The following is a 6,041-nucleotide window of genomic DNA, read 5'->3' as shown; positions in this document are numbered from 1 at the left end:
TGGGGACGCTGACGCCGACGTTGTCGTGGTCGGGGCCGGCGTGGTCGGCTGCCTGGTGGCCACCGAGGTGCTGGCCCGCGCGCCGCGGCGGCGGGTTGTGGTGGTCGACAGGGGGCTGGCCGGCGGGGGAGCGTCCCGGTTCTCCGCCGGGCTGCACTTCCCGCGCGGGGCCACCCCGCGGGTGCGGGCGATGGCCGCCTACAGCCAGCGCTGGTACGCCGGCCTGCGCCAACGCGACCCTCGGGTGCCGATCCACCCGGTGGGCATGACCGTGATCAGCGCGGACGATGCCGCCGTCCGGGAGCACTACCTTCCCGAGGCGCGGCTGCGCCCGCTTCCCGGGCCGCTTCCCGAGGCGCTTCCCGAGGTTCGGCCGCGCCCGGCCGAGCGGGGCTGGGACGGCGACGGCGCCCACCACGCCGACGTCGCGGCGCTCACCGAACTGCTGGCCGCCCGGCTGCGCGGCCGCGCGGCGTTCCGGGAGGGCAGCGCGGTCACCGCCGTGCGGTCCGCCCCGGCCGGCGTCGTCCTCACGCTGGGCACCGGCGCCCGGCTCACCGCCGGCCGTGTCGTGCTGGCGCCGGGCCCCTGGCTGCCCTGGCCGGAGCTGCTCGCCCCGCTCGGCGTCCGGATCAAGAAGGTCGTCGCCCTGCACGTCGAACGCCCCGTCACCCCGCGTGACCGCGTGACCGTCTTCCACGACGAGGATGCCTTCCTGCTGCCGCTGGCGCACCGCGGCCACTGGCTGTTCAGCTACACCTCGCCCGACTGGGACGTCACCCCGGACGCGCTGACCGGCGGGCTGTCCGCCGACGACCTCGACCGCGGCCGGGCGGTCCTGGCGCGCCACGCCCCGGGGTTCGCCCCGTACTGCGTCTCCGGCCGTGTGTTCTGCGACGCCTACAGCCCCGACCGCGCGCCGATCGTGCGCCCGGTCACCGCCGACGGCCGGGTGCTGTTCGCCGGCGCGGCGGGCGGCTCCGGCTACCGGCTGGCCCCCGCGATCGCCGCCGCGGCCGCCGACCTGCTCGACGGGCTCGACGGGAAGGACACCATATGATCATCGACCGTTCTGCCGACGCCGTGTTCTCCGCGGCGTTCGGGATCGACATGAGCGCGGTCGACGGGCTGGGCACCGGCGCGGCCTGGGGCCGCATCGCGCCGGGCGGCGCCGCGGCGCACCAGCGGCACGACGAGACCGAGCTGCTGGTCATCGTCGCCGGCCGCGGCGAGCTCGTCGTGGGAGCCGCGCACCACCCGGTCGCCGCGGGCACCGTCGCCCTGCTCGAGCCGTTCGAGGACCACGTGGTGGCGAACACCGGGGAGCAGGACCTGGTCTTCCTCACCCAGTACTGGCGCGACGGCGCCCGCGCGGTCTCCTCGGCGGCCCCGGTGGCCAGCGAGCACGGCGACCGTCCGGTGTTCGTCTTCTCCACACCGCCCACCCCCAACGGCGACCTGCACCTCGGCCACCTCGCCGGCCCGTACCTGGGCGCCGACGCCTACGTCCGGTTCCAGCGGATGAACGGTGCCAGTGCCTGGCACCTGACCGGCAGCGACGACTTCCAGTCCTACGTGGCCGACCGCGCCCGCCGGGAGGGCTGGTCGAGCGCCGAGGTGGCCGCGCACTACAGCGCCGAGATCGCGGAAACCCTGCGGCTGATGGACATCCCGCTCGACCAGTACACCGTCACGAACGCCGACCCCGGCTACGTCCCCGCGCTGACGGACTTCTTCACCAGGCTGGTCGGCGCCGAGGCGGTCACCTCGACCGACGGGCCCGCGCTGTTCGACCCGGAGACCGGCCAGTACCTCTACGAGGCCGACGTCCACGGCGGCTGCCCGGGGTGCGGCGAGGCCACCGCCGGCAACATCTGCGAGCTGTGCGGCGAGCCGAACACCGTGGTCGACCTGGCCGGCCCCGTCGCCGGGCCCTCCGGCGGGGCGCCCGTCGCCGGTACGGCCCGCCGCTACGTGCTGCCGTTGCACGAGCACGCCGACGCGGTGCTCGACCACCAGCGCCGCGGCCGCGTCCCGGCCCGGCTGCGGGAGCTCGCCGCCCGGCTGTTCCGCCGGGAGCGGATCGACCTCCCGGTCAGCCATCCCAGTGACTGGGGTATCACCCCACGTGAGACGGACGGCGCCGGCCAGGTGATCTGGGCCTGGCCGGAGATGGCCTTCGGCTTCCTGCACGGCATCCAGCGGCTCGGCGAGCGCCTCGGCCGCGACTGGACGGCCGCCAGGCCGGCCGACGACTGGAAGATCGTCCACTTCTTCGGCTACGACAACAGCTTCTACCACGCGATCCTCTACCCGGCGCTCTACCGGCTCGCCCTGCCCGGCTGGACACCGGACATCGACTACCACGTCAACGAGTTCCTCCTCTACGACGGCCGGAAGTTCTCCACCAGCCGCCGGCACGCCGTCTGGGGCAAGCAGATCCTCGACGCCGACAGTGTGGACGCCGTGCGCTACTTCCTCGCCCGCAACCGTCCCGAGGTGGAGCGGACGAACTTCACGCTCGACGCCTACGAGCACACGCTCACCGCCACCCTGATCGGCACCTGGCAGGCCTGGCTGCACGACCTCGGCGAGCGCGTGGCCGACCACCACGGCGGGGTGGCCCCCGACGCCGGCAACTGGACGCCCGAGCACGCCGGGTTCCTCGGCCAGCTCGCCGCCCGGCTCGGCGCGCTGGCCGCCAGCCTGCGCCCCGGCGGGTTCTCGCTCAACCAGGCCACCGCCGAGCTGGACGCCCTGGTCACCGACACGGTCCGGTTCAGCCGTCGGGAACGCGCGCTGGCACAGGCCGGCGGCATGCCGGACGAGGTGCGCACGGCCACGGCGCTGGAGCTGGCCGCCGCCTGGCTGCTCGCGCACGCGGCCACGCCGGTGATGCCGCGTTTCGCCGCCCGGCTGGCCGAAGCCCTCGGCCAGCCGGCGCCGCGGCAGTGGCCTGCCACGGTCGAGCTGGTCCCGCCGGGTAGCAAGATCACACTTGCTCGGGTCACCTTCTTCCACCCGCCCCGGCCGCTCGGCCCGCTCGGCCCGCTCGGTGCGGCCCACGCGGCCGGACACCCGTCGGACGCCTCGCGGACCCAGCCCAGCGGGAGACCTGCATGATCAACGAACTTCTGGCGTCCACGCCGAACCGTGGGACGCTGCACGTCACCAGGCTGGCCGGCACCCGCGAGATCCCGCTCGCCGAGGTCTGGCGGCTGTCCGGCCTGGTCGCGGCCGGGCTGCGCGCCCGCGGCCTCGGCGCGGGCGACCGGATCGGCATCCTTGCCGCCAACAGCCTCGAGTGGGTGGTGCTCGACCTGGCGGCCCTGCGCCTGAAGGTCGTCACCGCCGGCCTGGAACCGGGCAAGTTCACCCCCACCGGCGAGCTGATGGAGCGCTACAGCCTCTCCCTGCTGTTCACCGACCGTCCGTGCGGCATCCCCGGCGTCGAACAGCTCACGACCCTGCTCGACGACCTGCCCGGCCTGCCCGGCACGGCTGGCGCGGCCCCGCCGCCACCGGTCAGGTACGCCCCCGACGAGATCACCACGATCAAGTTCACCTCGGGGAGCACCGGCACGCCCAAGGGCCTCGGCGCCACCGCCGGCAGCATCGACAGCTCGCTGGACGCCGTCCAGGACATGTTCGGCCACGGCCCCGGCGACAACCTGCTGGTGTTCCTGCCGCTGTCGCTGCTCCAGCAGCGTTACTGGGTGTACTCGGCGCTGCGGTACGGCCACGACGTCACGGTCTGCACCTACGAGTCGGCGTTCGTCGCGCTCACCCAGGTGCGGCCGACCGTCGTCATGGGCGTGCCCGGCTTCTTCGAAAGCGCCCGCGGCCAGATCGAACGCCACGCCCGGCGCACCGGCCGGGACCTCGCCGACGCCGCCCGCGACATCTTCGGCGGCCGCATCCGCTACCTGTGGACGGGCTCGGCGCCCGCCGACCCCGCCACCCTCGCGTTCCTCAACCGGCTCGACCTGCCGATCTACGAGGGCTACGGCCTCAACGAGACGTGCATCGTGGCCAAGAACCACCCGGGCGCGCACCGGGCGGGCAGCGTGGGCCAGGTGCTGCCGGGCAAACAGGTGATCATCGGCGACGGCGGGGTGATCAGCGTCCGCGCCGAGCACCCGGTGAACCGGCGGTACGCCTACTGCGAGCCCGGCGACAGCGAACGGGTCTTCGGCCCGGACGGCGTCGTGCGCACCGGCGACCTCGGGCACCTCGACGCCGACGGCTTCCTGTTCGTCCTCGGCCGCGCCGACGACACGATCGTGCTGGACAACGGCAGGAAGATCGTCGTCAGGCGGATCGAGGAGCATCTGAAGTCCAGCCCGGCGATCGCCGAGTGCGTGCTCTACTGCCCGGCCCAGACCGAGCTGGTGGCGGTCGTCTCACCGGCGTCGGTGCCGGTGGACACCGGCGCCATCGCCGCGCAGCTCACCGCCACCAACCGGGCGCTCGGCGGCGACCAGTACATCCACCGGGTGGTGGTGGCCGACGAGCCGTTCAGCATCGGCAACGGCCTGCTGACGTCCCAGTACAAGCCCAGGCGCAAGCAGATCCGGGCGGTGTACCAGCGCCAGCTCGGCGACCCGAGAAAGGGAATCCATGCGGCCTGACAGCACGCGGCCTGACAGCACGCGGCCTGACAGCACGCGGCCTGACGAATCCAGGCGGCCCGGCATCGAGACCGCCGCCCGGGAGAACCTGGCCGCGGTACTGGCCGTCGACATCGCCCCCGGGGAGATCCAGCCCGACGTCGGCCTCACCGGCACCTACGGGCTGACCTCGCTGAACAAGGTCCTGTTCCTGACCTCGCTGTGCCGGGACACCGGCGTCGACACCGCCTGCCTCACCGAGGACGACCTGGCCAGGATGCACACCCTGCGCGACTGCGTGGACATCCTGTCCAGGCACGTCCCGGCGGGGGCCTGACCGGTGGCCGGGGACCTGGCGGCCCAGCGGCCGGCGGCCCAGCACCGGGTGGACTGGCGCACGGCCGGCCCGGCCGTCCTGGGCAACGACCACGTCCGCCTCACACCCGTCACCGAGGCCGACCGGGAGTCGCTGCGGGCGATCGCCCTCGACCCGGACATCTGGCGTTACTTCGTCTCCCGGGTGGAGTCCGACGCCGACTTCGAGGCGTTCTTCGACGCCACCCTCGCCGACCACCTCGCCGGCCGGCGGCACGTCTTCGTCATCACCGACCGGCGCACCGGCCGGACCGCGGGCAGCATGAGCTACGGCAACCTCTCCGCGCCGGACGCCCGGCTGGAGATCGGCTGGTCGTGGCTCGGCCGCGACTTCCGCGGCACCGGGACCAACCGGTGGGCCAAACTGCTGCTGCTGGAACACGCATTCGAACGCCTGGGCGCCCTGCGGGTGGAGTTCAAGACCGACGTACTGAACACCCGGGCCCGCCGCGGCCTGCGCAACATCGGCGCGATCGAGGAGGGCGTGCTGCGCAGCTACAACCCCATGCCGGACGGCCGCCGCCGCGACGCCGTCTACTACAGCGTCCTGGCCGACGAATGGCCGCTCGTGAAGAAAACCCTCACCGAACACCCGAAAGTCCGCCCGTGAGCGTGTCGGGGGAGGCCGAGTGACCGTCCTGATCAGGGCGGACGGGCCACCGGCGGAGCTGGGCCGGGCCCACGGGGCGGCGCTGGCGGGGCGGCTGCGGTCGTTCGTGGACGACCACGTCTGCCGGCTCGGCCGGCTGCTGCCCGCCCCGGTGACGCTGGACGGCCTGCGCCCGACGATCGCCCGCCACCGCGCGGAGATCGAGCGGGCCGCCCCGCGGCTCGCGGCCGAGGTCGCCGGGCTCGCGTCCGGCGCCGGCCTGACCGAGGACGAGGCCTGGCTGCTCCAGCTGCGCCGCGAAATCCTCGGCTACACCCGAATCCCCACCGCCACCTTCGGCGTGGTTCCCAGCGCAGCCCCCGACGTGGTTTCCGGGGCCGCCTCCAGCGCGGTCCCGACCCGGATTCCCACCGTGCCCCCCGCCCCGGGCGGGATCTCCGCCGGGA

5 protein-coding genes and 1 pseudogene are annotated in these 6,041 nt (G+C 74.1%); all 6 read left to right on the top strand.

Annotated elements, in window-relative coordinates:
• Positions 1 to 1,060, top strand: a 1,060-nt coding sequence (locus tag AC5LSR_RS22830) for an NAD(P)/FAD-dependent oxidoreductase (RefSeq protein WP_493468991.1), incomplete at its 5' end; no start/stop codon positions are given.
• On the top strand, positions 1,057 to 3,123 hold the full coding sequence (locus AC5LSR_RS22825) for a class I tRNA ligase family protein (RefSeq protein ID WP_250285201.1): 2,067 nt from the start codon (positions 1,057 to 1,059) through the stop codon (positions 3,121 to 3,123). The genes AC5LSR_RS22830 and AC5LSR_RS22825, both read left to right, overlap by 4 nt.
• The gene (locus tag AC5LSR_RS22820) at positions 3,120 to 4,631 is read left to right on the top strand and encodes an AMP-binding protein (RefSeq protein WP_250285200.1); all 1,512 of its coding nucleotides are present in this window, start codon (positions 3,120 to 3,122) and stop codon (positions 4,629 to 4,631) included. Before AC5LSR_RS22825 ends, AC5LSR_RS22820 begins: the two co-directional genes overlap by 4 nt.
• Positions 4,621 to 4,947: an acyl carrier protein gene (locus tag AC5LSR_RS22815; protein ID WP_250291700.1), complete on the top strand. Its 327-nt coding sequence runs from the start codon at positions 4,621 to 4,623 to the stop codon at positions 4,945 to 4,947. Before AC5LSR_RS22820 ends, AC5LSR_RS22815 begins: the two co-directional genes overlap by 11 nt.
• 3 nt (positions 4,948 to 4,950) lie before the next feature.
• Entirely contained in the window at positions 4,951 to 5,595 is a 645-nt protein-coding gene (locus tag AC5LSR_RS22810; protein ID WP_250285301.1) for a GNAT family N-acetyltransferase, read from the top strand.
• Positions 5,596 to 5,614: 19 nt separating this feature from the next.
• Positions 5,615 to 6,041, top strand: a pseudogene (locus AC5LSR_RS22805) (hypothetical protein); the annotation flags it as partial.

It is taken from the genome of Protofrankia sp. CiP1_Cm_nod4 (assembly GCF_982290645.1).
The sequence above is the reverse complement of the archived record's forward strand: the minus strand, read 5'-3'. Positions and strand labels throughout refer to the sequence as shown.

Excerpts from the sequence above, each read along its gene's own strand:
- AC5LSR_RS22820 (WP_250285200.1), top strand. The coding sequence starts at position 3,120 with ATGATCAACGAACTTCTGGCGTCCACGCCGAACCGTGGGACGCTGCAC.
- AC5LSR_RS22825 (WP_250285201.1), top strand. The coding sequence starts at position 1,057 with ATGATCATCGACCGTTCTGCCGACGCCGTGTTCTCCGCGGCGTTCGGG.
- AC5LSR_RS22815 (WP_250291700.1), top strand. The coding sequence starts at position 4,621 with ATGCGGCCTGACAGCACGCGGCCTGACAGCACGCGGCCTGACAGCACG.